The organism is Arthrobacter sp. ES3-54, from assembly GCF_029504395.1.
Classification (GTDB): domain Bacteria; phylum Actinomycetota; class Actinomycetes; order Actinomycetales; family Micrococcaceae; genus Arthrobacter.
In genome coordinates, this window is sequence record NZ_JAQFIF010000013.1 from 47515 (window position 1) to 73437 (window position 25923).

23 protein-coding genes are annotated in these 25923 nt (G+C 66.1%); 16 read left to right on the plus strand and 7 right to left on the minus strand.

What is annotated here, in order from left to right; all coding sequences use genetic code 11:
• Positions 1 to 77: 77 nt before the first annotated feature.
• A complete protein-coding gene (locus tag M2428_RS18075; RefSeq protein WP_277527338.1) occupies positions 78 to 227 on the minus strand; it encodes a hypothetical protein in 150 nt (49 codons plus the stop codon).
• A gap of 217 nt (positions 228 to 444) precedes the next feature.
• Between M2428_RS18075 and M2428_RS18080 the strand changes: the two genes are divergently transcribed.
• On the plus strand, positions 445 to 1467 hold the full coding sequence (locus tag M2428_RS18080; RefSeq protein ID WP_277527339.1) for a hypothetical protein: 1023 nt from the start codon (positions 445 to 447) through the stop codon (positions 1465 to 1467).
• Positions 1468 to 1886: 419 nt separating this feature from the next.
• Here the strand turns inward: M2428_RS18080 and M2428_RS18085 are convergent, their stop codons facing one another.
• Positions 1887 to 2537: a hypothetical protein gene (locus M2428_RS18085; RefSeq protein WP_277527340.1), complete on the minus strand. Its 651-nt coding sequence runs from the start codon at positions 2535 to 2537 to the stop codon at positions 1887 to 1889.
• Between the two features lie 191 nt (positions 2538 to 2728).
• Between M2428_RS18085 and M2428_RS18090 the strand changes: the two genes are divergently transcribed.
• From M2428_RS18090 to sucD, 4 genes are all read left to right on the plus strand, one after another.
• A complete protein-coding gene (locus tag M2428_RS18090) occupies positions 2729 to 3586 on the plus strand; it encodes an inositol monophosphatase family protein (protein ID WP_277527341.1) in 858 nt (285 codons plus the stop codon).
• A 687-nt stretch (positions 3587 to 4273) separates the two neighbouring features.
• Positions 4274 to 6814: a DNA helicase PcrA gene (gene pcrA / locus M2428_RS18095; protein WP_277527342.1), complete on the plus strand. Its 2541-nt coding sequence runs from the start codon at positions 4274 to 4276 to the stop codon at positions 6812 to 6814.
• A gap of 391 nt (positions 6815 to 7205) precedes the next feature.
• Entirely contained in the window at positions 7206 to 8375 is a 1170-nt protein-coding gene (gene sucC, locus M2428_RS18100; RefSeq protein ID WP_277527343.1) for an ADP-forming succinate--CoA ligase subunit beta, read from the plus strand.
• A gap of 12 nt (positions 8376 to 8387) precedes the next feature.
• The gene (gene sucD, locus M2428_RS18105) at positions 8388 to 9290 is read left to right on the plus strand and encodes a succinate--CoA ligase subunit alpha (protein WP_018776033.1); all 903 of its coding nucleotides are present in this window, start codon (positions 8388 to 8390) and stop codon (positions 9288 to 9290) included.
• A gap of 177 nt (positions 9291 to 9467) precedes the next feature.
• Here sucD and M2428_RS18110 read toward each other — a convergent pair whose 3' ends face one another.
• Both M2428_RS18110 and M2428_RS18115 read right to left on the minus strand, forming a co-directional pair.
• On the minus strand, positions 9468 to 9950 hold the full coding sequence (locus tag M2428_RS18110; protein ID WP_277527344.1) for an SRPBCC family protein: 483 nt from the start codon (positions 9948 to 9950) through the stop codon (positions 9468 to 9470).
• Entirely contained in the window at positions 9947 to 10309 is a 363-nt protein-coding gene (locus M2428_RS18115) for a metalloregulator ArsR/SmtB family transcription factor (protein ID WP_277527345.1), read from the minus strand. The genes M2428_RS18110 and M2428_RS18115 overlap by 4 nt, the downstream gene beginning before the upstream one ends.
• A gap of 224 nt (positions 10310 to 10533) precedes the next feature.
• On the opposite strand from M2428_RS18115, the gene M2428_RS18120 reads away from it, so the two are divergent.
• The 9 genes from M2428_RS18120 (at position 10534) to M2428_RS18160 (ending at position 21187) form a co-directional block, all read left to right on the plus strand.
• On the plus strand, positions 10534 to 10938 hold the full coding sequence (locus M2428_RS18120; RefSeq protein WP_277527346.1) for a tautomerase family protein: 405 nt from the start codon (positions 10534 to 10536) through the stop codon (positions 10936 to 10938).
• A 214-nt stretch (positions 10939 to 11152) separates the two neighbouring features.
• On the plus strand, positions 11153 to 12154 hold the full coding sequence (gene iolC / locus M2428_RS18125) for a 5-dehydro-2-deoxygluconokinase (RefSeq protein ID WP_277527347.1): 1002 nt from the start codon (positions 11153 to 11155) through the stop codon (positions 12152 to 12154).
• Positions 12151 to 13161: a deoxyribose-phosphate aldolase gene (locus tag M2428_RS18130; RefSeq protein ID WP_277527348.1), complete on the plus strand. Its 1011-nt coding sequence runs from the start codon at positions 12151 to 12153 to the stop codon at positions 13159 to 13161. Before iolC ends, M2428_RS18130 begins: the two co-directional genes overlap by 4 nt.
• 39 nt (positions 13162 to 13200) lie before the next feature.
• Positions 13201 to 15129 (plus strand): 3D-(3,5/4)-trihydroxycyclohexane-1,2-dione acylhydrolase (decyclizing), encoded by a 1929-nt coding sequence (gene iolD, locus M2428_RS18135; RefSeq protein WP_277527349.1) that lies wholly within the window; start codon positions 13201 to 13203, stop codon positions 15127 to 15129.
• Between the two features lie 37 nt (positions 15130 to 15166).
• Entirely contained in the window at positions 15167 to 16699 is a 1533-nt protein-coding gene (locus M2428_RS18140; protein WP_277527350.1) for a CoA-acylating methylmalonate-semialdehyde dehydrogenase, read from the plus strand.
• Positions 16700 to 16802: 103 nt separating this feature from the next.
• Positions 16803 to 17714: a sugar phosphate isomerase/epimerase gene (locus tag M2428_RS18145; protein WP_277527351.1), complete on the plus strand. Its 912-nt coding sequence runs from the start codon at positions 16803 to 16805 to the stop codon at positions 17712 to 17714.
• A gap of 18 nt (positions 17715 to 17732) precedes the next feature.
• Positions 17733 to 18746, plus strand: coding sequence for a Gfo/Idh/MocA family oxidoreductase (locus tag M2428_RS18150; RefSeq protein ID WP_277527352.1), 1014 nt, complete (start codon positions 17733 to 17735; stop codon positions 18744 to 18746).
• An 87-nt stretch (positions 18747 to 18833) separates the two neighbouring features.
• Positions 18834 to 19709 (plus strand): sugar phosphate isomerase/epimerase family protein, encoded by an 876-nt coding sequence (locus M2428_RS18155; protein ID WP_277527353.1) that lies wholly within the window; start codon positions 18834 to 18836, stop codon positions 19707 to 19709.
• The gene (locus M2428_RS18160; protein ID WP_277527354.1) at positions 19706 to 21187 is read left to right on the plus strand and encodes a sugar porter family MFS transporter; all 1482 of its coding nucleotides are present in this window, start codon (positions 19706 to 19708) and stop codon (positions 21185 to 21187) included. Before M2428_RS18155 ends, M2428_RS18160 begins: the two co-directional genes overlap by 4 nt.
• Positions 21188 to 21292: 105 nt before the next feature.
• Here M2428_RS18160 and M2428_RS18165 read toward each other — a convergent pair whose 3' ends face one another.
• Complete coding sequence (locus tag M2428_RS18165; protein ID WP_091251470.1) at positions 21293 to 21742, minus strand: MarR family transcriptional regulator; 450 nt, start codon at positions 21740 to 21742, stop codon at positions 21293 to 21295.
• A gap of 164 nt (positions 21743 to 21906) precedes the next feature.
• On the opposite strand from M2428_RS18165, the gene M2428_RS18170 reads away from it, so the two are divergent.
• Positions 21907 to 23160: an MFS transporter gene (locus tag M2428_RS18170; RefSeq protein WP_277527355.1), complete on the plus strand. Its 1254-nt coding sequence runs from the start codon at positions 21907 to 21909 to the stop codon at positions 23158 to 23160.
• Between the two features lie 31 nt (positions 23161 to 23191).
• The gene (locus tag M2428_RS18175) at positions 23192 to 24019 is read left to right on the plus strand and encodes an aldo/keto reductase (RefSeq protein ID WP_277527356.1); all 828 of its coding nucleotides are present in this window, start codon (positions 23192 to 23194) and stop codon (positions 24017 to 24019) included.
• Positions 24020 to 24061: 42 nt separating this feature from the next.
• Here M2428_RS18175 and iolB read toward each other — a convergent pair whose 3' ends face one another.
• Complete coding sequence (gene iolB / locus M2428_RS18180) at positions 24062 to 24958, minus strand: 5-deoxy-glucuronate isomerase (protein ID WP_277527357.1); 897 nt, start codon at positions 24956 to 24958, stop codon at positions 24062 to 24064.
• 148 nt (positions 24959 to 25106) lie between these two features.
• Entirely contained in the window at positions 25107 to 25847 is a 741-nt protein-coding gene (locus M2428_RS18185) for a GntR family transcriptional regulator (protein WP_277527358.1), read from the minus strand.
• Positions 25848 to 25923: the final 76 nt, after the last annotated feature.

The following is a 25923-nucleotide window of genomic DNA, read 5'->3' on the forward strand; positions in this document are numbered from 1 at the left end:
ATATTTTCGGAAGTTAAAAAGCGGCGGCGGATGCCGGAATCATTTCCTGCACCCGCCGCCTGTCAAAGCAGTCTCCGCTACTTCTTGATGGAGTCCGGCCACCAGCCGACGGCTACGACTGAGCTCTGGCTGGAAGTGCCAGCTGCAGCAGAAATGGCTGCGGAGGCGGACATTCCTGCGACCGCCAGCGCACCGGCGACGAGGAGTGTTGCAAGGGTCTTCTTCATTAGGACTCCTGATACGTAAGAGGCTGATGTGACTCATGTGACTTATGGTGCAGATTTAGTATAGGGCCAAACGACACGCCGTTGTGTAACGATTCGTTCCGCAATGAACGGTTTCGTGTTATTCGCGCGAAGCTGCGGAAGTCCTGAGTCAATATTGCGCAGGTCTTGCTTGCGCGGTTTGTTCGTTTCCGCTCCCGCGGCAACGGATAATTGAGACATGCAACAAAGCTCCGTTTCACCCTCGTACGCCGCTGCAGAGCTGCAGGCGCGCGAACACCGGTCCAGTCACGACTTCCGCGAGGCCGCGAACGCCGCACAGGTCGCCGCGGACATTGCCAGTGCCGAAGGTGATTCGTCCTCGTGGTGGCACATGACGTTGTTCCGGGCCGAGAGTCTCCTTGCCGCCGGGGACTTCGAAGCCTGCGCGGAGGTTGCGGCGGCGCTGGTCGCTCAACCCCGGGACGGGAACCTGCAGCTTCAGGCGCAGGTGCACATCCTGCTGGCTCAGAGCCGCCAGGGCCTGGGGCTGCTCGAACAGGCGGCCGATGAGGCCAAGGTTGCAGCCGACCTCATGAACGGCGAAGACGACGTCGAGATAGCAGTCAAAGCCCGGCAGGCGCTCATCGCGGCTCTCGCCGACAGCGGGAGACTCGACGAAGCGTGGTCCGAAAGCCTCATAATGGCGGACGTCATTTCGGGTGAAGTCGATGATCAATTAGTAGGCAAGGCGTACTGGGTCATCGGAAATGTCGCCTTTCTTTGCAGCAAGGTAGCCGAGGGGCTGCACTATCACGAGCTCGCCGCCGCTACCTTTTCACCCGCCCGGAACCTCACTGTCTGGGCGAAATTCAATAAGGCTTCCGCGGCCATGCGGCTCGCCGCCGATGTTGCGGACGCAGACACCCTGCGTTGCATTGAACGCGCAGAACTGGCCACAGATGTCATTGGCGGCACCGATGAGGATCACATATTGCTCAAGCTGAACCGCGGCCACTGGAATTTCCTGGCTGGGGATCAGAAATCGGCGGTCGATACTCTTGATGACATTTTCCCGGTCCCCGAAAAGACGTCGCCGCAAATACTGGGCGAGGCATATCTGTTGCTGGGCCGGTCCCACGCCGCCTTGGGACACCGGGCCGAAGCCCGGAAATATCTGCTGGAGGCCGCCGACCACTTCGAAAAGGCAGGCGCCCCGCAGCGTGCGGAGCAGGCCCTTGAACTCATCGCGGACATGGCCTGAACGTCCGCTGACGTGGACACGCCCTCTGCTGGCGTTAAGGACTGCACATGCACCTCGCACGGGTGGGTGGACGTGCCCAGTCTGGGCGCTGACGTGGACATGCCCTCCTTTGCGGTGAGGACTCGATATGCCCCTCGCACGGGTGGGTGGACCTGCCCAGTCTGAGGGCTGGTGTGGACATGCCCTCCTCTGGCGGTGAGGACTGGACATAACGGCAAGATGTCCCCGGACCGGGCTTAACACTGGACATGTCCCGCCCTTGAGGCCGAGTGCGAGGGAAGAGTCCAGCGGCCGCGACTAAGGCTGGACATGTCCTGCGCCCGAGGCGGAGTGCGAGGGAAGAGTCCAGCGGCCGCGACTAAGGCTGGACATGTCCCGCGCTTGAGGCGGAGTGCGAGGGAAGAGTCCAGTGGTCGCGACTAAGGCTGGACATGTCCCACGGTGGGAGAATCAGCGGCGGCCTTGCGACCAAGGAATACGGCCGCGCCGCCGGCGACGAGGCTCAGTGCCAGGAGTGCCCAGCCGGCCACGGTGAGCATGGACGCCAGCGCGACCTGGCCGCCATCGAGGGTGCCGGCGGACATCATTGCATCGATCACGGTGTTGCCCCACAGCCTGACCGCCGCGAAGAGCAGCGGCAGCGACCACAGCGCCCAGCGCAGGGATTTCTTGGCCACGTTGGTTCCGATGAGCAGCAGCCAGGTGAAGCCAAAGATCAACGGGAAGAGCATGCCGGCCGTCTTGTGGACGTAGTTCAGCTGGCCCCGGGCGTCGGCGTCCATGGCCGAGCGCAACTGCTCCACGAACCCCTGGTCAAAACCGCCGACCAACGAGTCCGGCATTGGCTGCCCGCCCGACAATTGTGTGAGCTGGTTGAGGGTGAGGAGGTGCAGGTACCAGAACAGGAACAGGCTGGCCACGACGCCGGCGATCACAATCAGATTGCTGTTGCTCTGTGCCTTCTGCGGTGTCCGGTTGGTGCTCGGATTGATCACTGGGGGGAGATGGTGCTGGGGGACCGCCGCGTTAGCGCCGTGCTTTTTGATCCGCTGCGCGGGTGTCTTGGCCATGGCTCCATTATCGCCCGTCCTGCACGGCCGCCCTACACAAACTCTCTGCCGGCCGCCCTGCACCGCCTTCGTGCACAAACTCTCTGACGGCCGCCCTGCACCGCCTTCGTGCACAAACTCTCTGACGGCCGCCCTGCACCGCCTTCGTGCACGGCTGTTCACTGCCAGCGGGCGCCGATAGTCTGGGACGCGTGACCGAACTAGGAAAACACCGGCTTGGCCGGCATAGCACCGCAGATCTCGACCCGTCGCTGGACGACTACCAACTGGCCGAGGCCCTGGTCCGTGAGGCCGGCACGCTGGCGCTGTTGATGCGGCAGGCGGGGCTTGAGGGCAGGCAGAAGACGTCGGTCTCGGACGTGGTCACGGCGGCCGACCACGCCGCCGAGTCCTATGTGCTCGAACAACTTCGGCGCTGCCGGCCCGATGATTCCGTCCTGGGCGAAGAGGGCGCCTCCGTGGCGGGCAGCAGCGGCCGGACCTGGGTCATTGATCCCGTCGACGGGACTTTCAACTTCCTGCATGGATCCACATACTGGTGCTCGGCCATTGCCCTGAAGGATTCCTCCGGTGCAGGGCTCGGTGCCATCTTCCAGCCGGAGGAGGACAAACTCTGGCTCGGTGGGACGTCCCGGGCAGCAACGCTCAACGGCGAAAAACTGGTCTCGTTCCTCCCCGGCGCATCCGGAGGCGCGGTGCGTTCTGACACGCCACTGTCTGAACTCGGCGCGGCAACATACATCCACCCGACCTGGCTAGCCGATCCAATGTGTGCCATGCCCTGGCACGCAGCAGCGACGTCGGCAGCCTCGCTTCGCATGTTCGGGTCCGGCTCCTGCGACCTCGGCCGGGTGGCGGACGGGGAGCTCGGCTGCTGGTTCCAACACAGTTGCCCTGAGTGGGACTGGCTGCCCGGCAAGGCGATCGTAGAGGCGGCCGGCGGCGCCACCGACGTCGTGCGCGTTAACGGACTCAACTGGTTCATCGCGGGAGGCACGACGGCGGTGCGGCAGTTGCGTGCCGCGCTCACTTCCGGCGCCGTCGGCTAGGCTTCCCGCCCGCTGGACGTGGCCGGAGGGCATGCTCATTCTTCGCTGCCATCTCCTTGGGACATGCTCATTCTTCGCTGCCAGGGCCGGGCATACGGGGATTATGTCCACTGGGCGCGGGTACGGGAGGGCATGCTCGTTCCGCCGCACAGTCTCCGTGGGGCATGCTCGTTCCGCCGCACAGTCTCCGTGGGACATGCTCATTCTTCGCTGCCAGGGTTGGGCATGAGGGGCTTATGTCCACCGGGCGCGGGCAAGGGAGGACATGGTGGTTCCGCCGCACAGTCTCCGGGGGACATGCTCATTCCCCAGTGAAGTCTCCGTGGGACATGCTCATTCTTCGCGGCTAGGGCTGGGAATAGGGGGATTATGTCCACTGGGCGCGGGCAAGGGAGGGCATGCTCACTCCCCAGCGAAGTCTCCGTGGGACATGCTCATTCTTCGCGGCCAGGACTGGGCATAAGGGGATTATGTCCACTGAGCGCGGGTAAGGGAGGGCATGCTCGTTCCGCCGTGCAGTGTCCGTGGGACATGCTCATTCCCCAGGGAAGTCTCGGTGGGACATGCTCATTCTTCGCGGCTAGGACTGGGCATAAGGGGATTATGTCCACTGGGCGCGGGCAAGGGAGGGCATGTCCCGAGGGGCGGACGCGGCCGTCAGTGGCACCGCCTAGACTTGTTAACACCATGGATATGTTGTTTGACCCTTACGCCGACGGACCCTTCCAAACTGCCTCCAGAACGGCGGCAGCCACAAAATCATCCCTCGGAACAGGCGCGGCCGCGGTGGGCTCCGCTCCCGGCTGGGGCCCAAACAGCGGCGGCAACCGCCCGGACAGCGATCGCCACGAGGGCGGCCACGAGGGGGACCGTCCGCGGCTCCCGAGCGCCGGCGAACTCCTGGAGGGGCTGAACCCCCAGCAGGAAGAAGCGGTCAAGCATGCCGGCAGTGCCCTGCTGATTGTGGCCGGTGCGGGCTCGGGCAAGACCCGCGTGCTCAGTAACCGGATCGCCTACCTTATCGCCACCCGTCGGGCGCACCACGGCGAGATCCTGGCCATCACGTTCACCAACAAGGCCGCGGCCGAAATGCGGGAACGGATCGAGGCACTGGTCGGCGGCCGGGCCAAGACCATGTGGATCTCCACCTTCCACTCCTCCTGCGTCCGGATCCTGCGCCGCGAGGCCAAGAATGTCGGGCTGAACTCCAACTTCTCGATCTACGACTCCGCGGACTCGCTGCGCCTGATCACCCTGGTCGCCAAGAATCTGGACCTTGACCCCAAGCGCTTCGCGCCCAAGGCCATCCAGCACAAGATTTCCGCGCTCAAGAACGAGCTGATCGACGCCGACAGCTATTCCTCCAGCGCCAACTACAACGATCCTTTCGAGCAGGCCGTCGCAGAGGTCTTCAAGGGCTACACCCAGCGGCTGCGCCAGGCCAACGCGATGGACTTCGATGACCTGATCGCCGAGACCGTCTACATGTTCCGGGCCTTCCCTGCGCTCGCCGACTCCTACCGGCGCCGCTTCCGGCACGTCCTCGTGGACGAATACCAGGACACCAACCACGCCCAGTACGCCCTGGTGCGCGAGATCGTCGGCGAGGGCCCCGACGCCGCCGAGCTCACCGTCGTCGGCGATTCAGACCAGTCCATCTACGCCTTCCGCGGCGCGGACATCCGCAACATTGTGGAGTTCGAGAAGGACTACCCGGACGCCCGCACCATCAAGCTCGAACAGAACTACCGCTCCACCCAGACCATCCTCAGCGCCGCCAACTCGGTGATCTCCCGCAACCCCAACCGGCCGGAGAAGCGGCTCTGGACGGCCGAGGGCGACGGCGAAAAGATCGTCGGCTACGTCGGCGAGAACGAACACGACGAGGCCCAGTTCATCGCGAAGGAAATCGACCGGCTCCAGGACGAGGGCAACCTGCGCCCCGGCGACGTCGCCATTTTCTACCGCACCAACGCCCAGTCCCGCTCGATCGAGGACGTCCTGGTCCGGGTGGGCCTGCCGTACAAGGTGGTCGGCGGCACCCGCTTCTACGAGCGCAAGGAGATCAAGGACGCCCTCGCCTACCTCCGGGTTCTGGTCAACCCGGACGACGACGTCAACCTCCGCCGCATCCTCAACGAACCCAAGCGCGGGATCGGTGACCGTGCCGAAGGGGCCGTGGCCTCCCTCGCGCAGCGGGACCGGATCTCCTTCATGGCCGCCGCGCGGCGCGCCGACGAGGCCCCCGGCATGGCGACCCGTTCGGTCAACGCCGTGCTGGGCTTCGTGAAACTCCTCGATGACCTCGCCGAGGTGGCCTCCGGTTCCGGCGCGGCCGCGGCACTGGAAGCCGTACTGGAACAGACCGGCTACCTCGCCGGGCTGCGTTCCAGCACGGACCCGCAGGACGAATCGCGGGTGGAGAACCTCGCCGAGTTGGTTGCGGTCGTCCGGGAATACGAGCGCGATAACCCCGAAGGCTCGCTCGGGGCCTTCCTGGAGCAGGTCTCCCTCGTGGCCGACGCCGACCAGATCCCGGACGCGCCTGGCGGTGACGCTGAAGACCTGGCGGCCGCCGTCGCCGAAGCCAAGCGGCTCGGCGTGGTCACCCTGATGACCCTGCACACCGCCAAGGGCCTGGAATTCCCGGTCGTGTTCCTCACCGGCATGGAGCACGGGCTATTCCCGCACCAGCGCTCGGCCACGGATCCCAAGGAACTGGCCGAGGAGCGCCGGCTGGCTTATGTGGGCCTGACCCGGGCCCGGAAGCGGCTGTACCTGACCCGCTCTGAGGTGCGCAGCATGTGGGGCCAGAGCCAGTACAACCCGGCGAGCCAGTTCATCGAGGAGATCCCGGCCGAGCTCGTCGAATGGAAGCGGGAAGGCGCCAGTCGCCAGAGCGGGGGCTGGGGGAGCGGTGCCGGGATCGGCTCCAGCCGGTACGGCGGATCGTTCTGGGGTGCCGGGACCGCCCGCGGCGCCGGTGCCGGCCCGTCCGCGGGCTTCAACGCCGAGGTACCCGCCGCGGTGGCCAAGAACAGGGTCCAGCCGCAGAAGGAAGTCGTCGCCGTCAGCGTGGGGGACAAGGTCAACCACACGGCCTTCGGCAACGGCACTGTCCTGGCGGTGGAGGGCGCCGGGGACAAAACGGTGGCCAAGGTGAAGTTCGACGTCGGCGAGAAGCGGCTGCTGCTGCGCTACGCGCCGCTGACCAAGCTGGACGCCTAGCTGGCAGCGCAGCTCGCCGCATAGCGGAGGGAGCGGACCCGGGAGACGGGTCCGCGCTGGCACGCCACGCTGCCGGCGCCGCCTGCTTCCGCGTACATTACGAAAGCGCATCTGCCACGGCCGCGCAGGCCTCCTCCACGCCGTCGGACACCCCAAAAACCCCGTAATCTAGCGGTTTTTCTACGCTCCATAGAATAGTGTCCTTACTCACATAACCGGTACTCTGGAACGGGCTGGTCCGATCGAAGGACTAGAGTTCCCAGAGGAGCATTGCGCCGTGTGGCTCGTTTCCAAGCTTGTCGCAGGGTGCGTTTATTCCGCAGCCCGGTAACCGCGAGTACGTGGGGTCCGGCTGTACAGAAACTACTTCGACGTAGAAGGACACTAAACCGTGGACCTGTTTGAATATCAGGCGCGCGATATGTTCGAGGCGCACGGTGTACCCGTGCTTGCTGGCATCGTGGCGCACACCCCTGAAGAAGCAAAGGCAGCTGCCGAGAAAATCGGCGGCGTAACTGTCGTAAAGGCGCAGGTCAAGGCCGGAGGCCGCGGCAAGGCCGGCGGCGTCAAGGTCGCGAAGACCGCTGACGAAGCGTTTGAACACTCCACCAACATCCTCGGGATGGACATCAAGGGCCACACCGTCCACCGGGTGATGATCGCCCAGGGCGCAGACATCGCCGAGGAATACTACTTCTCCGTTCTTCTGGATCGGGCCAACCGCAACTACCTGGCCATGTGCTCGGTTGAAGGCGGCATGGAAATCGAGCAGCTCGCCGTTGAGCGCCCCGAGGCCCTTGCCAAGATCGCGATCGACCCGGCCGTAGGCATCGACCAGGCCAAGGCCGACGAAATCGTCGCCGCTGCGGGCTTCGCCGAGGAACTGCGCGGCAAGGTCGCCAGCGTAATCCTGAAGCTCTGGGACGTTTTCAAGAAGGAAGACGCCACCCTGGTGGAGGTCAACCCGCTGGTCCTGACCGGCGCGGGCGACATCGTTGCCCTCGACGGCAAGGTCTCCCTCGATGAGAACGCCGACTTCCGTCACCCCAAGCACGCTCACCTTGAAGACAAGGACGCTGCTGACCCCCTCGAGGCCAAGGCCAAGGCGCAGGACCTCAACTACGTCAAGCTGGACGGCGAAGTCGGCATCATCGGTAACGGTGCCGGCCTGGTCATGTCCACCCTCGACGTCGTTGCTTATGCCGGCGAGAACCACGGCAACGTCAAGCCCGCCAACTTCCTGGACATCGGCGGTGGAGCTTCTGCCGAGGTCATGGCAGCAGGCCTCGACGTCATCCTGGGCGACCCGCAGGTCAAGTCCGTCTTCGTCAACGTCTTCGGCGGCATCACCGCCTGTGACGCCGTCGCCAAGGGCATCGTCGGTGCACTGGCCGAGCTGGGCCACTCCGCGAACAAGCCGCTGGTAGTCCGCCTCGACGGCAACAACGTTGAGGAAGGCCGCCGCATCCTGGCCGAGGCCAACCACCCGCTGGTTACTCTGGCCGCCACCATGGACGAGGGCGCCGACAAGGCTGCCGAGCTCGCCAACGCAGCGAAGTAGAGGGACTCGACTATGTCTATTTATCTGAACAAGGACTCCAAGGTCATCGTCCAGGGCATCACCGGCGGCGAAGGCACCAAGCACACCGCCCTGATGCTCAAGGCCGGCACCAACGTTGTTGGCGGCGTCAATGCCCGTAAGGCCGGCACCACGGTCCTGCACGGCGACACCGAGATCACCGTTTTCGGCACGGTCAAGGAAGCCATGGCGGAAACCGGCGCTGACGTTTCCATCGTCTTCGTGCCGCCGGCATTCACCAAGGACGCCGTCGTGGAAGCCATCGAGGCCGGCATCGGCCTCGTCGTGGTCATCACCGAAGGCGTGCCGGTCCAGGACTCCGCCGAGTTCTGGGCACTGGCCCAGTCCAAGGTCGACGCCAACGGCAAGCAGGTCACCCGCATCATCGGACCGAACTGCCCCGGCATCATCACCCCGGGTGAGGCCCTCGTCGGCATCACCCCGGCGAACATCACGGGCAAGGGCCCCATCGGCCTCGTCTCCAAGTCGGGCACCTTGACTTACCAGATGATGTACGAACTGCGCGACCTCGGCTTCTCCACCGCCATCGGCATCGGCGGCGACCCGGTCATCGGCACCACCCACATCGATGCCCTCGAGGCCTTCGAGGCTGACCCGGAGACCAAGGCGATCGTCATGATCGGCGAAATCGGTGGCGACGCCGAAGAGCGTGCCGCCGACTACATCAAGGCGCACGTCACGAAGCCGGTTGTTGGCTACGTGGCCGGCTTCACCGCCCCGGAAGGCAAGACCATGGGCCACGCAGGCGCCATCGTCTCGGGTTCCGCGGGCACCGCCCAGGCCAAGAAGGAAGCCCTCGAGGCTGCCGGCGTCAAGGTCGGCAAGACGCCGTCCGAGACCGCCAAGCTCCTGCGCGAGGTCTTCGCGACCCTCTAGGTCCGCAGCAAAACAGCATCACAGCAACGCGGGGTCACTTGCCTCCATTCCACTCGGTGGGACGGATGCGGAGTGACCCCGCGTTGCTTCGTTAAAGCGTGCTTCGTTAAGTACGACGGCGGCAGGCGGCCTGCCGCCGTCGCACTTTTTGAGTCTTTGAGTCCGGTCCGGTGTGCCCTAGACCTTCGCGCCGCTGAGCAGCTCATCCAGCCGCTCGTAGCCTTCCGTCATGCCGCCCTCCATGCCGGACTGCGCCATGCCGTCGCGTGCTTCCTGTGTGGGGTAGACGGAATGGCCACGGATCCGGCTCCGTCCATTGCCGAGGTCCTCGAAGGTGAGGTACTCAATGCTCACCACGTCGGGGTAGCCGTCGAACTCGAAGGTCTGGATGGCGAAGTCGTTCTCGCGGACGGTGTGGAACACGCCGTTGAAGCCGTACGAGGTGCCGTCCGGGTCGAGGTGGGTGTAGCGGTAGCTGCCGCCGGTCCTGAAGTCGTAGTGGTCAATGGTCATGGTCAACCGCCGCGGCCCGAGCCACTGGGCGATGAGCTCCGGGTCCTTGTGCGCCCGGAAGACCTCGGACACGGGAAACTCGAATTCCCGCTCGTAATCGATGAAGGGCAGACCCTCGGCGACTGTCAGTGTCAGTGCGTTGCTCATGATGCGTCCTTTGTCTGTGTGCCGCCACGGGCGGCGCGGTTTTCGAGCACGGCGTCAAGGCTGCGGAATTGCCCCTCGCGGACCAGCCGGTACTGGTCGATCCAGGCGGTGAGCGCCTCCAGCCGTGCGGGGTTCAGGTGCACGGGCCGGCGCTGGGCGTCACGGGTGCGCGTGACTAGCTGCGCCTGCTCGAGGACCTGGATGTGTTTCGAGACCGCCTGCTTGGTGATCGCGAAGGGCTCCGCCAGTTCGTTGACGGTGGCCGGACCCCGGCTGAGCCGGGCAATGATGCGGCGGCGGACCGGATCGGCGAGGGCCAGGAAGGCCGCGTCGAGCTCGCCGTCGTCGCGTGTTTCCACTCGGTGTCCCACCTCCTGGTCCCATGTTCTCCGCCCAGCAGGATCTCTGCCCAACCGGGTGGCAATCAATCGGGTGTAATCAACTATCTCGTTGATCAACCCTTAGGTTGTTAACGTTACGCCGGAGCTATAGTCCGCGCAAGACCCCCATCGGATGAAAAATCCTTGCGATCGCTTCCGGAAGTTTGTTAGTATGTCAGGACAAACTAGCGAAGGAGATGCGAGTGCCTCTCGTGCGAATCGATGTCAACCAGGGCCGCAGCGCGGAGCAGCTCCGCGGCCTCAGTCAGGGAATCCATGCCGCGATCGTGGCCGAATTTGGCATTCCGGAGCGGGACTATTTCCACGTGCTGACGGAACATCCCGCCGGGCAGATTGTCGCGCAGGATGCCGGACTCGGCTTCGAGCGGACGCCGGATGTGGTGATGATCCAGATCTTTACCCAGGCCGGGCGCAGCCAGCCAACCAAGCAGTCCCTGTTTGCCGCCATTGCGGACCGGCTGGCCGCTGCGGGGGTCGCCGGCGAGGACGTTTTCATCGGATATGTCGAGAACACCGCGGGGGACTGGTCGTTTGGCTTTGGGCAGGCCCAGTATGTCACCGGCGAGCTTGGGACCCCTGGCAAGTAGCCGCAGCAGCGCTTCTCGCGCCGTCACGACACCCGCGCGACGGGGCCAATCGAGCCCTCCGTGTCATGTTGTAAATATGTCAGTACAAACCTTTGACAGTACATGGATTCTAGGGCAAAGTAGTGGTTGTGGCCCGGCTCACGCCGGCCCCTAAGCACCGAAGCTCAGGCTGCGCAAAGGTACCGAGTTCACACCAGAAAGGTCCACGATCACCGTGACCCACGAACTGCTCACGATCGGGCGAATCAGTGTTGATATCTACCCGAACGACATCGGGGTGGATCTGGAGGATGTCACGTCCTTCGGAAAGTACCTTGGCGGATCCCCGTCCAACGTAGCGGTCGCCGCTGCCCGCCACGGCCGGCGCACCGCCGTCATCACCCGCACCGGCGACGACGCCTTCGGCAAATACCTGCACCGGGAACTGCACAAGTTCAACGTGGACGACTCCTTCGTCACGGCGGTCAAGGAATGGCCCACCGCGGTCACGTTCTGCGCAATCAAACCGCCGGAAGACTTCCCCCTCTACTTCTACGGACGCTTCCCCACGGCACCGGACCTTCAGATCAAGGCCGAGGAGCTGGACCTGGTCGCCATCAAGGACGCCGGAATCTTCTGGTCCACCGTCACCGGCCTCTGCCAGGAGCCCAGCCGTACCGCCCACCTCACGGCCCACGAGGCGCGGCCCCGCACCAAGCTGAAGCCCGGCCAGTTCACGATCCTGGACCTCGACTACCGGCCAATGTTCTGGGCTTCCGAGGAGGAAGCCCGGGAGCAGGTCGCCAAGATCCTGCCGCACGTTACCGTGGCGATCGGCAACGACAAGGAATGCGCCGTCGCCGTCGGCGAGGGCACTCCGGACGAACAGGCGGACCGGCTGCTGGCGGCCGGCGTCGAAATCGCCGTTGTGAAGCTGGGCCCCGAGGGGGTCATGGCCAAGACCCGCACTGAGCGAGTGGTCTCCGCCCCGGTGCCGGTGGAAACCGTCAACGGACTCGGTGCCGGCGATTCCTTCGGCGGCGCCTTCTGCCATGGGCTCCTCTCCGGCTGGCCGCTGGCCCAGGTCCTCGACTTCGCCAACGCCGCCGGCGCCCTTGTCGCCTCCCGTCTGTCCTGCGCCGACGCGATGCCGACGCCGGAGGAAGTCACCGGACTGCTCGCCGAGCGCGGCCGCCTGGTGCCGGGCACCTACGCCACCGAAGGAGCAGCACTGTGAGTGTCAATCCAGCCGCCGCCACCCTCGCGGTGAGCGATGATCCGCGCCGGTACGAGCACCTGAGCATCATCCGGCTCGAAGACCCGGAGGCGATTGCCCGTGCCGCCAAGGCACGGCGCCGCCACCCCGGCGTCAGAGCCCACAGGCAGAACTTCATCGTCGCCGCCGACCACCCCGCCCGCGGAGCACTCGCGGTTGGCAGCGACCCCGTGGCCATGGCCGACCGCCGCCAGCTCCTGGACCGTCTGCAGATCGCCCTGGCCAACCCGGATGTGGATGGTGTTCTGGCCTCGCCGGACATCATGGACGATCTGCTCCTGCTCGGCGCGCTCGAGGGCAAGCTGCTGTTCGGCTCGATGAACCGTGGCGGGCTTGCCGGACTGGTGAACGAATTCGATGACCGCTTTACCGGCCACACGGCGGCCGCGCTCGAGGCCCTGGGCGCCGACGGCGGCAAGATGCTCACCCGCATCTGCCTCGGTGATCCGGACACGGTGGCCACCCTGGAAGCGACGGCGAGGGCCATCGACTCCCTCGCCGAACGCAAGCTGATCGCCATGGTCGAACCGTTCCTCTCCGTCCGCGAAAACGGAAAGGTCCGCAACGACCTCTCCACTAACGCCGTCATCAAATCGGTCGCCATCGCCGAAGGCCTAGGCGCGACCAGCGCCTACACCTGGATGAAGCTCCCCGTGGTGGCCGAGATGGAACGCGTCATGGCGTCTACCACTATGCCCACCGTGCTCCTTGGCGGAGACCCGGAGGGCAGCCAGGACGACGTGTTCTCCAGCTGGCAGGCAGCCCTCGCCTTGCCCGGCGTCCAAGGCCTTACCGTCGGCCGGACCTTGCTCTACCCGCAGGACGGCGACGTCGCCGGAGCCGTGGCAACCGCTGCCTCGCTGCTGCACCACACCGAATCCAGCGGCACCGAATCCAGCCACACTAGGTCCACCCGCACCGCGTCAGGCCGCACCGAGTCCACCCGCACCGAAGAAGTATCGGAGTAACTTCCCATGGGAATCAGCACTGCATCAGGAACACGCAGAATGACGGTCGCCCAGGCCGTCGTCGAATACCTGTCCAAGCAGTACACCGTCGATTCGGTCGGCGGCCAGGACTTCCGGGAACGCCTGATTCCGGGCACGTTCGGCATTTTTGGCCACGGCAACGTTGCCGGCGTCGGCCAGGCGCTCAAGCAGTACCAGCAGCTCGATCCGGCCATCATGCCGTACTACCAGGGCCGCAACGAGCAGGCCCAGTCCCACCAGGCCGTCGGCTTCGCCCGCCACACCCGGCGCCGCCAGACCTTCGCGATCAGCACCTCGATCGGCCCGGGTTCCTCGAACCTGCTCACGGGCGCAGCGCTGGCAACGACCAACCGGCTGCCGGTCCTGCTGCTGCCGAGTGACACGTTCGCCACCCGCGCCGCCGACCCCGTGCTGCAGCAGCTCGAACAGCCTTACGCCTACGACATCACCGTCAATGACGCCTTCCGGCCGCTGTCGAAGTTCTTTGACCGTGTCTCCCGGCCCGAGCAGCTGTTCTCCGCCTTCCACCACGGCCTTCGCGTCCTCACCGACCCGGCCGAGACCGGCGCGGTCACGATCTCGCTGCCGCAGGACGTCCAGGCCGAGGCCTTCGACGTGCCCGAGGAGTTCCTTGCCGAGCGCGAATGGCGGATCCGCCGCCCGGACGCCGACGACGAGGACATCCGCCGCGCCGCCGAGGCCATCCGCGCAGCCAAGCGCCCGCTGATCATCGCCGGCGGCGGCGTGCTCTACGCCTACGCCAACGACGAACTCGCGAAGTTCGCCGAGCTGACCGGCATCCCGGTGGGCAACACCCAGGCCGGCGTCGGCGTCCTGCCCTGGGACCACAAGTTCTCCCTCGGCGCCATCGGCTCCACCGGCACGACGGCGGCGAACGCCATTGCAGCCGAAGCGGACCTCATCATCGGCATCGGCACCCGCTACGAGGACTTCACCACCGCGTCCCGCACGGCCTTCCAGAACCCGGACGTGAAGTTCATCAACATCAACGTGGCCGCGATCGACGCCTACAAGCACGGCACCTCGCTGCCGATCGTCGCGGACGCCCGCAAGGCCCTCGTGAAGCTGAACCAGGCCCTCGGCGGCTACCGGATCGGCGCGGACCTCGAACAGCAGATCGCCAACGAGAAGAAGCGCTGGGACGCCACGGTGGACGAGGCCTTCGACACCCGTTTCACGCCGCTGCCGGCCCAGAACGAGATCATCGGCGCCACCAACCGCGCCATGGACGCCCAGGACGTCGTCATCTGCGCCGCTGGCTCGCTCCCCGGGGACCTGCACAAGATGTGGCGCGTCCGGGACCCGTTCGGCTACCACGTCGAATACGCCTACTCCTGCATGGGCTACGAGATCCCGGGCGGCCTCGGCGTCAAGCGCGCGGCCCTCGCCGAAGCCGCGAAGGGCGGCGCGCAGCGCGACGTTGTGGTCATGGTGGGGGACGGCTCCTACCTGATGATGCACACCGAACTCGTCACCGCCGTCGCCGAGCGGATCAAGCTGATCGTGGTCCTGATCCAGAACCACGGCTACGCCTCGATCGGCTCGCTCTCCGAGTCCCTCGGCTCCCAGCGGTTCGGCACCCAGTACCGGGCCCTGGACGAGGAGCACCACAGCTTCGACGACGGCGACCGGCTCCCGGTGGACCTGGCCCTGAACGCCGAAAGCCTCGGCGTGAAGGTGATCCGGATCGAACCGGGGGAGAAGGTCATCGCGGAACTCGAGCAGGCCATCCGCGACGCCAAGGCCGCCCCTGAACGCGGCGGACCGATCGTCATCCACGTCGAATCCGACCCGCTGCTGGACGCCCCCAGCTCCGAGTCGTGGTGGGACGTCCCAGTCTCCCAGGTCTCCGAGCTCGACTCGACGAAACAGGCCTTCCAGACCTACACCGACCACAAGGGCCGCCAGCGCAAGCTGCTCGGCTGATCCCCCTTCGAACTTCAATCACTCAAGGAAGAGTCTCATGACTACCACCACTGACCAGACCACCCAGACCCAGAGCACCAAAACCATCCACCACTTCATCAACGGCGCCGAAACCGCAGGCGTCGGCACCCGCACCCAGCCCGTCTACAACCCCGCCACCGGCGCCGTCTCGGCGGAGCTGCGGCTGGCCAACCGGGCCGACCTGGATGCCACCGTTGCCGCTGCCCGCGCCGCCGCCGATTCCTGGGGCGACATCTCCCTGGCCAAGCGCACCGCCGTGCTGTTCAAGTTCCGCGAACTCGTCGCGGCCCACGTGGACGAGCTCGCCAAGCTGATCACGGCCGAGCACGGCAAGGTCCTCTCCGACGCCAAGGGCGAGATCGGCCGCGGCCTGGAGGTCATCGAGTTCGCCTGCGGCATCCCGCAGCTGCTCAAGGGTGACTACTCGGACCAGGTCTCCACCGGGATCGACGTCTTCTCCTTCCGCGAGCCGCTCGGCGTCGTCGCCGGCATCACCCCGTTCAACTTCCCCGTCATGGTGCCGCTGTGGATGGCCCCGATGGCGATCGCCACCGGCAACGCCTTCATCCTCAAGCCCTCAGAGCGCGACCCCTCCGCCTCCATGCTGCTCGCCAAGCTGTGGAAGGACGCGGGCCTGCCCGACGGCGTGTTCCAGGTCCTGCACGGCGACAAGGAAACGGTCGACGGCCTCCTGACCCACCCCGACGTGGACGGCATCTCCTTCGTCGGCTCCACCCCGATCGCCCGCTACGTGCACGAGACCGCCACCGCCCACGGCAAGCGCGTCCAGGCCCTCGGCGGCGCGAAGAACCACGCGATCATCCTGCCCGACGCCGATCTCGACAACGCCGCCGACCACCTCGCCGCCGCCGCCTTCGGCTCCGCCGGCGAGCGGTGCATGGCCATCTCCGTCGCCGTCGCCGTCGGTGAGGCCGCAGACCTGCTGGTCAAGAAGGTCGAAGAGCGCGCCCTGGCCGTCAAGGTCAAGAACGGCACGGAACCGGACGCCGACATGGGACCCGTCATCACCCCGGCGTCCAAGGAACGGATCGTGAAGATCGTCACCGAAGCCGAAAGCGCGGGCGCGGCCATGGTGGTGGACGGCCGCGACCTCGTGGTCCCCGGCCACGAGGACGGCTTCTGGGTCGGCCCGACCGTCCTGGACCACGTCAAGACCGAAATGACCGCCTACACCGAGGAAATCTTCGGACCCGTCCTCGTGGTGGTCCGGGTGGAGGACCTCGACGCCGGCATCGCCCTGATCAACGCCAACCCCTACGGCAACGGCACCGCGATCTTCACATCCTCCGGCGCCGCAGCCCGGAAGTTCCAGCGCTCCGTCACCGTGGGCATGATCGGCATCAACGTGCCGCTGCCCGTGCCGGTGGCCTACCACTCCTTCGGCGGCTGGAAGGCCTCGCTGTTCGGCGACAAGCACATCTACGGCCCGGAAGGCGTGTCCTTCTACACCCGCGGCAAGGTGGTCACGTCCCGGTGGCCCGAACCCACCCACGCCTCGGGCGCCTCCTACAACTTCCCCTCCAACTAACTACGCAACTGACGCCTCGACCAACCACGATCGACTGCTCCGTTACCGCCGTTCTGAGCGTCCAAAACGGCACCTGTGGAGCAATCGATGAGAAGGAATCGACATGACTGAGAACAAGCTGATCATCGGCACCGCACCGGACTCCTGGGGTGTCTGGTTCCCGGATGACCCCCAGCAGACCCCGTGGGAGCGGTTCCTGGACGAGGTCGCCGAATCCGGCTACAAATGGATCGAACTGGGCCCCTACGGCTACCTCCCCACCGACCCTGCGCGCTTGGCCGAAGAGCTGAAACAGCGCGGCCTCAAGATCTCGGCCGGCACCGTGTTCACCGCCTTCCACCGTGGCCTGGAGCAATGGGACAGCGCCTGGGAACCGGCCCGCAAGGTCGCGGAACTCACCGCCGCGATGGGCGGGGAACACATGGTGGTTATCCCGGCGATGTGGCGCGATGACGTCACCGGGGAAGCCGTGGAAAGCGGCACACTCAGCGAAAAGGCCTGGAGCGACCTCTTCGCCGGCCACAACCGGCTGGGCAAGACGCTCCTGGAGGACTTCGGCCTGAAGCAGCAGTTCCACTCGCACGCCGATTCCCACGTTGGCGCGCAGAAGGACATTGAAACCCTTCTCGCCGCCACGGACGCTAAGTACCTCAACCTCTGCCTGGATACCGGCCACGCCGAATACTGCGGGGCCTCCAGTCTCGACCTGATCAAGAACTACCCGGACCGGATCGGCTACCTGCACCTGAAGCAGATCAACCCGGACATCCTCGAAAAGGTCAACGCGGAGAACATGACCTGGGCCGCCGCCAACCTGGCCGGCGTCATGACCGAACCGCCGAACGGCCTGCCGGACCTGCGCGCCGTCATCGAAGCCGTGGAGGCGCTGAACCGGCCGATCTTTGGCATTGTGGAACAGGACATGTACCCCGTGGCCTTCGACGTCCCGATGCCGATCGCCAAGCGCACCCGGAATTACCTGCTCTCCTGCGGCTCCCGCACGGCCGTCAACTAGAACCCGAAGGAAACCACCATGACAAAGATCCTCCGCGTGGCCGTCATCGGCGCCGGCCGTATGGGCGCAGACCACATCCAGCGGCTTAACACCCGCATCCACGGCGCTGAAGTCGCCGCCGTCGTCGACGTCGACCTCGCCCGGGCCCAGGCCGCCATCGAAGGCATTCCCGGCGCCGTCGCCCTCGCCAACGCCGAGGAAGCCCTCAACAACGGCGACGTCAACGCCGTGCTGATCGCCACTCCCGGTTTCCTGCACGAGGACATCCTGCTCAAGGCGATCGCCAAGGACATCCCGATCCTGTGCGAGAAGCCGCTCACCCCGGATGCCGAGTCCTCCTGGAAGATCGTCGAGGCAGAGCAGAAGCTGGGCCACAAGCGCATCCAGGTCGGTTTCATGCGCCGCTTCGACGCCGAATACGCCGCCCTGGGCAAGATCATCCGCGACTCCGAACTCGGCGAGCTGCTCATGCTGCACCACCAGCACCGGAACCCCACCACCCCGGCGGGCTTCACCAACGAGATGCTGATCAACGACTCCGTGGTGCACGAATTCGACGCCATCCGCTACTTCACCGGCGAGGAAATCACGTCCGTCCAGGTCCGCCTCGGCAAGGCCACGCGGAACGCGCCGGCCGGGCAGCACGACCCGCAGCACGTGCTGATCGAGACCCAGTCCGGCGTCCTGGCCGACGTCGAGATCTACGTCAACGCGAAGTTCGGCTACGAGGTGGCCACCCAGGCCTCCTTCGAGGACGGCATCGTCAGCATCGGCGGGGACAAAGGCCCGTACACCCGCAGCAACGGCCGCTGGGGCGGCGAGGTCACCCCCGGCTTCGAGGAGCGCTTCGGGGCAGCGTACGACGTCGAAATCCAGTCCTGGGTGGACGCCGCCCTGCGCGATGAGATCGGCGGCCCCACCGCCTGGGACGGCTACGCCACGGCCGCGTGCTGCGAGGCAGGCGTCGAGGCGCAGAAGAACGGCGAAAAGGTCGCCGTGAAGCTCAACGCCAAGCCCGCGCTCTACCGCTAGGAACCCTGCCGCCCGGCCGCCTTCTACTGCAAAGAAAGAAGCGCCGGCCGGCTGCACGCCCGCCAGATCCACAATGGAGTGTTCAACGTGAAAATCGCCCTTGACCCCACCCCGTTCCACCACAGCCACCGACTCCTGGAGTTCCCGCGTGTGGTGGCCGACCTCGGCTACAAGTACATGCAGCTGACCCCGCACGCCGATTTCATCCCGTTCTACAACCATCCGAAGGCCGACGACGAGCTCGTGGGCCAGCTGAAGGCTGCCTGCAAGGACGCGGGAATCGAAATCGCCTCGGTACTGCCCGTGCTGCGCTGGTCGGGGCCGGATGAAGACGCACGGGAGGCCGCCGTCCGCTACTGGAAGCGCGCCATCCAGATCACGGTGGACCTCGGCGTGAGCACCATGAACACCGAGTTCAGCGGCCGGCCGGAGAAGGCCGAGGAATCCGAGCGGGCCTTCTACCGCTCCATGGAGGAACTGCTTCCCATCATCGAGCGGGAGGGGATCGACCTGCTGATCGATCCGCACCCGGACGACTTCGTCGAGGAGGGCCTGGCCGCGATCCGGGTGATCCGCGGGCTGAACTCGAAGAATGTGGGCCTGGTCTACGTGGCCTCGCACAGCTTCCACATGAAGAACGCACCGCTGGAGATCATGCGCGCCGCCGGCGACAAGCTGCGCCTGGTCCACGTCGCCGACACCATGGACCACCACGCCTCACACGGGCTGCGCTACATCACCAACCCGCCCGGAAACCCCGTCCGGGTGCACCAGCACCTAAAAATCGGCGACGGCGACGTCAACTGGGACGAGTTCTTCGGCGGCCTGCAGGAGATCGGCTTCCTGGACCGTGACGACACGGTAATGGTGTCCAGCGTCTTCGCCGAGGACGACAATGCCGCTGACGTCTCCCGGTACCAGCTGGAGACCATGAAACAGCGCGTCGCCAAGGCGAGCCTATGACGGCGCCTGACAGAACGTTCACAGGCTCGGCCCCGCCCGCGGCCGCCCCCGATTCTGCGGGCCCGGCAGCCGCGGCCCGGACTGCCGGCGGCGCCGCGAATCCCAAGAGGTTCATGCGGCGCGTGGCGCTCTTTTCCACGTTCGGCGGCCTCCTCTTCGGCTATGACACCGGCGTCATCAACGGCGCCCTGCCATTCATGCAGCGGGACCTCGGGCTCACCCCGCTGACCGAGGGGCTGGTGACCTCCACTCTGCTCTTTGGCGCAGCGTTCGGCGCCATCTCGGCAGGCCGGCTCTCAGACCGCTTCGGCCGCCGCCGGACCATCATGGGGCTCGCGATCATCTTCGCGGTGGCCACCATCGCCTGCTCGCTCTCGCCCAGCACCGAACTGCTCGTCGCCTCCCGCACCCTCCTCGGACTTGCCGTCGGCGGCGCGTCGGTGATCGTTCCGGTCTACCTGGCGGAAATGTCCCCGTCAGCCCAGCGCGGACGAATCGTGACCCAGAACGAGCTCATGATTGTCACCGGACAGTTCCTGGCCTTCACGTTCAACGCCGTGCTGGGCAACGCCTTCCCGGACGCCTCGCACGTGTGGCGGTGGATGCTGGTCATTGCCACGCTGCCGGCGGTGGTGCTGTGGCTTGGCATGCTGATGCTGCCGGAAAGCCCGCGCTGGCTGGCGTCGGCCGGCCGCTTCGGGGAAGTCCTGGAGGTCCTGCGCCGGACGCGCGCCGCGGAGGACGTCTCCACCGAGTTCGATGAGGTCCGGCAGGCCGCCCGGGAAGACTACCAGTCCAAGCTCGGCACCTTCCAGGACCTCACGGTGCCCTGGATCCGGCGGATCTTCGTCGTCGGGCTGGGCATGGCCGTAATCAACCAGATCAGCGGCGTCAACGCCATCATGTACTACGGCACCTCCATCCTCTCCAGCTCCGGCTTCGGTGACCAGGGGGCCCTGATCGCCAACGTCGTCAACGGCGTGACCTCGGTGGTCGCCGTCGTCGTCGGAATGTCCCTCATGTCGCGCTTGCCGCGGAAGTCCATGCTGATCACCGGCCTGACCGGCACGGCCGGATCCCTGCTGGCCATCGGCATCATCTCCATGCTCATCCCGGAAGGCACCCTCCGCGGCTACCTGGTGCTGCTGTTCATGGTGACGTTCCTGGCCTCGATGCAGTCCTGCATTGGCACCGTGACGTGGCTGACCATGGCGGAAATCTTCCCGCTGCACGTCCGCGGCATTGCCATGGGCATCTGCGTCTTCGTGCTGTGGATGATCAACTTCCTGATCGGGTTCTTCTTCCCGCAAATGGTGTCCTGGATTGGCGTCTCGGCGACGTTCTTCATCTTCGTCGGGCTCCAGCTGGCAGCCATCGTCTGGGTGAAGCGCGTGGTTCCGGAGACCAGGGGCAAGAGCCTGGAGGACCTGGAACACTTCTTCAAACAAGCGGCCGCCAAGGAACCCGTCACCGCCTAGCCCCGCATATAGAAAGCCCTGCACACACAAAGCCCCGCCCAGGATTCGTCCCGGGGCGGGGCTTTCTGCGTTCCTTCCGCGTTCCCGCGCGAGGCGTTTGCTGCTCTAGACCGCGGCGTGCAGGCGGGGGAGCGCGTCGACCAGCGGCGCCAGTTCCGGCACCTCCTGGGCCTCGGCCAGTGCCCGCTCCAGCGTGGCGTCGTGGACCGGCCTGCTCTGCTCAAGCAGCGTGATGCCGCTGGGAGTGAGCTCGGTGTAAATCCCGCGCCGGTCATCCGCGCACAGGATCCGGGTCAACAGCCCACGGTCTTCGAGCCTGTTGACCAGGCGCGTGGTGGCGCTCGCGCTCAACGCGGTGGCGCGGGCCAGCTGCTGCATCCGCATGTGCCAGCCGTCCTGCCGGCTCAGCGCGTCCAGCACGGTGTACTCCACCACGGAGAGCTGCGCCTCGGCCTGCAGGGAACGCTCCAGCTCGGCCTCGATCAGCCCGTGCAGGGCCGCCAGGGTCCGCCAGCCTTGCGCCCGGACCTCGACGGCGTCGTCCTTGATGCCCATCTGGTGAATCCCTTCAGCTCGCGTGCCCGGCGGGGTGCTGCCGGGCACATCAAATAATAGTTGCTTGCGCGCTGTATCTGCTTGTGCAACAATAAATAACGCGTCTGCAACTACTAGCTTACGCGCCATACCTCTTTCCGTACAGCTTTGTAAGGAGCACCTCCATGCCTGTTGGCCTGATAGCCCTCGCCCTCGGCGGGTTCGGCATCGGACTCACCGAGTTCGTCATCATGGGCCTGCTGCCGCAAGTGGCCGCAGACTTCCACGTCACCGAGGCCACCGCGGGCTGGCTCATCTCCGGCTACGCGCTCGCCGTCGTGGTCGGGGCGCTTGGCCTCACCGCGGCCGTGACGCGCTTCGAACGCAAGCCCGTACTGGCCGTGCTGATGGTGCTCTTCATCGCGGGAAACCTGGTCTCGGCGCTCGCGCCCGACTATTCGATGATGATGGCCGGCCGCATCATAGCCGCGCTCTCACACGGCGCGTTCTTCGGCATCGGCGCGGTGGTGGCCGCCAGCATGGTCGCCCCCACCAAGAAGGCCGGCGCGATTGCGATCATGTTCACCGGTCTGACGGCGGCGAATGTGCTCGGTGTCCCGTTCGGCACCATGCTGGGACAGGCCGCGGGCTGGCGCTCCACGTTCTGGGCGATCACGGTCATTGGTGTCCTGGCCCTGGCCGGCATCCTCGCCCTGGTGCCGAAGACCGGCTCCGGCGCGGCGGCCGCCGGCGGTCTGCGCGGCGAGCTCCGTGCCTTCCGGTCCGGCCAGGTCTGGCTCTCCATCCTGGTCACCATCCTTGGCTACGGCGGCATGTTCGGCGCCTTCACCTACATTGCCTTCACCCTCACCGAGGTCACCGGCTTCTCCGCCACCACGGTCCCGTGGCTGCTGATCCTCTTCGGCGTCGGGCTCTTCATCGGCAACACCGTGGGCGGCAAGGCGGCCGACAAGAATGTGGACCGCACCCTGCTGGTAGTGCTCGCCGTCCTGGTGGTAGTGCTCGTGGTCTTCGCCCTGACCGCCGGCAACCAGCCGGTGACCATCGCCTCCATGGTGTTGCTGGGCGGCTTCGGCTTCGCCACCGTTCCGGGGCTGCAGATGCGCGTCATGAAGTACGCCAGCAGCGCTCCCACCCTGGCCTCCGGCGCGAACATCGGCGCCTTCAACGTCGGCAATGCCCTGGGCGCCTGGATGGGCGGCGTCACCATCACCGCCGGCCTCGGCTACACGTCGCCCATCTGGGCCGGCGCCGGGATCACCCTGCTGGGCCTGGCGGTGATGGCGTTCGCGGCGGCCGCTGCCAGGAAGCACGACGCCGACCTGCCGGGAACCGGCGGATCAACCGTTCCCGCGGTTGCGGCGGCGGAAACCAGCACAGACCTTCCCGTCACCGAGGCCGCAGCCGTTGCCCGTTGACCGCCCGACCACAACAACAACAGGAGACACCATGAGCTCAATCCCGAATATCGTCCTCAACAACGGGGTGCGGATGCCACAGCTGGGCTTCGGCGTCTTTCAAATTCCCGACGCCGAGACCACCGAGGCGGTAGCAGCCGCGCTCGCCGCCGGCTACCGGAGCATCGACACGGCTGCCATCTACGGAAACGAGACCGGAACTGGCCGCGCGCTCGCCGAATCCGGGATCGCCCGGGAGGACCTTTTCATCACGTCCAAGCTATGGATCGATGACCTCGGCTACGAGCCTGCCCTTGCTGCCTTCGACGCGAGCCTGGACAAGCTGGGTCTCGACTACCTGGATCTTTACCTGATCCACTGGCCTGCGCCGGCATCGGACCAGTACGCCGACTCCTGGCTGGCACTCGAGAAACTCCTTGCCGACGGCCGGGTCAGGGCCATCGGCGTCTCCAATTTCGAGCCGGGGCACCTGCAGCGGCTCATCGACCTGGGCGGAACGGTGCCGGCGGTCAACCAGGTGGAGCTGCACCCGGCACTTCAGCAGCACGACGTGACAGTGTTTAACGCGGCGCAGGGCATTGCGACGGAGGCCTGGAGCCCGCTGGCCCAGGGAGCCCTGCTGGCAGATCCGGCTATCAGGGAGATCGCCGCCCGGCACGGCAGAACCCCCGCGCAGGTCATTCTGCGCTGGCACCTGCAGCAGGCAAGGATCGTCATCCCGAAGTCAGTGACGCCGGCCAGGATTCGGGAGAACCTGGAGGTGTTCGACTTTGACCTGGCCGAGGCCGAACTGGCAGCCGTGAATTCCCTTGAACGGAACGGGCGCACCGGACCAGACCCGGCCACGTTTAATGGCTAACTGTCTGGATCTGTTCGGCCCAGCAGACCTGCGGCGGCCGGCCTAGCGGCCGAACGGCAGCCGCGGGTCCAGGTCCTGGCCCTCCCAGGTCTGGCGGATCCAGCCGTGGTGCGGGTCATCGCTGATAAGCCACTCCCGGACCGGGCCCGGGCCTGCCATGACGTTGAGGTAATACATGTCGTAGCCTGGGGCGGCCATAGCGGGCCCGTGCCAGCCGTACGGCACCAGGACGACGTCGCCGGTCCGGACCTCGGCCGCAACGTCGATGGGCCGGTCGTCGGAGGCGTAGACGCGCTGGTAGCCGATGGCGTCGTCGGGGCCCGGGCGCTGCGGCGCACCGGGCGTCACGCGGGTTTCGAAGTAGTAGATCTCCTCAAGGTTGGTCTCGCCGTCCTTCTCCTCGTCGTGCTTGTGCGGGGGATAGGAGGACCAGTTTCCGGCCGGGGTGAGGACCTCGCAGACGATGAAGCGGTCCGCCTCCAGCACGGCGGGGGTGCCGAAGTTGTGGACCTGGCGGGAGCAGTTGCCCGCTCCGCGCAGTTCCACCGGCGTCTCGGCGGCGGTGATGAGGCGGGTCGGGTAGGAGGCTTTGGCCGGCGCAGTGGCCACCGCCACCCGTCCGCCGTCGGCCGAAGTTATGGTTACTGCCTTGCCGGCTCCGGTGTAGAGCACATCGCTGGGGCCGCTGAAGACGCTGTCCCGGCCGGCCAGGGCATAGTCCTGCGCGTCCACGGTCGCCACGAAGGAGCCGTTGAGCGGGATCACGATGCGTTCCTCCGCCGCGGCGTCCAGTCCGACGGCGCCGCCGGACGCCAGTGTGGCGACCTTCAGCCCGGTGTGCGCCCAGCCGTCCACTTCCAGCCCGGAATCGGACGTTCCGATGGAAATGTCCCACTTGCCGTCAGAGGCGGTGCCGAGCGGATAGACCCAGTTGGCCATGGAAGCTGCCCTTTCGTTGTCGCGCCGGAGGAGGACGCGTGTGTGCGGGGGGTGGAGCCGGTGGCGCCCGTAGCTGGCGCCTGACTCGACGCCTATCGTTGGGCGCCTACCGTTGAGCCCTTATCTCTGAACTCTTACCTTTGAATGCTTATCTTTGAACCAGTGTCATTTCGAAGCTGTAGGAATCCGCCCGGTAGACGTGGTGGCCGGTTTCCACATTGCGCCCGGTGTCGTCCACGGCGGTCCGCTCCATGGTGACCAGGGCGGAGCCGGGTGTGGTCTCGAGCAGCGGCGCCTGGTAGTCGTTGGCGATCATGGCCCCGATCCGCTGCGAGGCCAGGCGGAAGTTCACGCCGCCGTTGCGCAAGATGGCGTAGAGGCCCTGCGCGCCCAGGCTTGCCTCGTCGATGGCGGTGATGTCGTCCCGCACCCAGTTCTCCATCAGGGCCAGCGGTTTGCCGCCCACTTTCCGGAGCCTGGTGAAGTGGTAGACCTTGGCACCGGCCGGAAGGTGCAGTGCCGTCCGGGTCACGGCGTCCGCCTCCTCGTGCGAGAAGCTGAGCACGTCGGTGGTGGGCTTGCTGCCGTTGTTGCTCAGGTCGTCGTAGAGGCTGGAGAGTTCCAGCGGGCGGCGGACCTGGCTGGAGACCACCTGGGTGCCGACGCCGCGCTTGCGGACCAGAAGGCCGGAGCGGACCAGCTCATCCATGGCTTTGCGCATGGTGGGCCGGGAAAGGTTCAGCTGGGCGGCCAGGTCGATCTCATTTTCCAGCCGGCTGCCGGGCTCCAGCAGCCCCGTGTGTATCGCGGCCTCGATGCCCTGCACCACTTGGTGGTACAGCGGCACCGGGGAAGAGCGATCGATCCGCAGATTTAGTTGATTCGCCACTGGGCGTGCTCCCTTGTGCTCCGCGGCGGCCGAAGGGCCGGCCGGTCCGCGTATGTCAGGCTATGTTCGCTTGATA